At 71.3% G+C, this 1,289-nt stretch carries 2 protein-coding genes; both read right to left on the reverse strand.

Annotation, left to right across the window (positions count from 1 at the left end; translation table 11 throughout):
• On the reverse strand, window positions 1-191 hold a 191-nt coding region (locus GJV64_RS14590; protein WP_408015008.1), incomplete at its 3' end, for a hypothetical protein.
• The coding region (locus GJV64_RS14595; RefSeq protein ID WP_164158210.1) for a leucyl aminopeptidase family protein at window positions 188-1,289 on the reverse strand (1,102 nt) is incomplete at its 5' end. The genes GJV64_RS14590 and GJV64_RS14595, both read right to left, overlap by 4 nt.

Raw genomic sequence — 1,289 nt, forward strand, 5'->3', positions numbered from 1 at the left:
CTCACCGCCTCGGCCGTGGGCGACGGTTCGCGGCGCAGCATCGCGCGCGTGGCCGTGCAGGCCAGCGCGCGTGGCTCGACATAACGCACCGCGCCGATGTCGCCGGCCAGCGCCAGTTCCACCACGTCCGGCCCGGCAAACCATTCGCGCGGCTCGAACCGCTGCGCCGGCCCCCTCAGCACCCAGCTCATGAATAGCGGCTCCTGAGCAGCGCCCAGGCCGCTCTGAGCCCCAGCGCCTCGCCGCCCTTTGGCCGGCCGGGGCGGGCGACATTGTTCCACGCAAAGGTGTCGAAATGCGCCCACGGGATCTGGCCGGGCACGAAGCGCTCGAGAAACAGCGCCGCGGTGATGGCGCCGGCAAAGCCGCCATCGGCGCTGTTCACCATGTCGGCGATGCCGGATTTCAGGAGATCCTGATAGGGCGACCACAGCGGCAGCCGCCACAGCGGATCGTGCGCCTGGGCGCTGGCGGCCAGCAGTTCGGCGGCCAACGCATCGTCATTGGCGAACAGCGCCGGCAACTGCGGCCCCAGCGCCACGCGGGCCGCGCCGGTGAGGGTTGCAAAATCGAGGATCAGCGCCGGTGCCTTTTCCACGGCCAGCCCCAGCGCATCCGCCAGCACCAGCCGGCCTTCGGCATCGGTGTTGGTGATCTCCACCGTCTTGCCGGCGCGGGTCGCGATCACGTCACCGGGCCGCAGCGCGTTGCCGGAAATGGCATTCTCCGCCGCCGGGATGACGAGGTGCAGGCGCACCCTGAGCCCGGCCCGCATCACCAGCCCGGCCAGCGCCAGTGCGTGGGCGGCGCCGCCCATGTCCTTCTTCATCAGCGCCATGCCGCTCGTCGGCTTGATGTTCAGCCCGCCCGAATCGAAGGTGATGCCCTTGCCGATGATGGCGACGCGCGGGAGGCTGGCATCGCCCCATTCCAAGCTGATCAGGCGCGGCGGCTCGGCAGCGGCACGGCCGACCGCGTGGATGGCGGGATAATTCTGGTCAATGAGCGCCTCGCCCTTCACCACCGTCACCTGGGCGCCGAACGGGCGGGCCACGTCCACCACGGCCTGCGCCAGCGCCCCTGGCCCCATGTCACTGGCCGGCGTGTCGACAAGGTCGCGCACCAGGGCCATGGCCTCGGCCTCGGCGACGGCGGCCGGAATGGCGGCCAGGCTGGTGGTGGTGAGCACGCGCGGGCCCTGCGGTTCGGCGCGGCGATAGCGGGTGAAGCGATGCTGGGCGAGGCACCAGCCCAACCCGGCCTGCCCAAGCTCGCCAGCCAGTGCATAG

This window comes from Sandarakinorhabdus rubra (assembly GCF_010994245.1).
Classification (GTDB): Bacteria; Pseudomonadota; Alphaproteobacteria; order Sphingomonadales; family Sphingomonadaceae; genus Sandarakinorhabdus; species Sandarakinorhabdus rubra.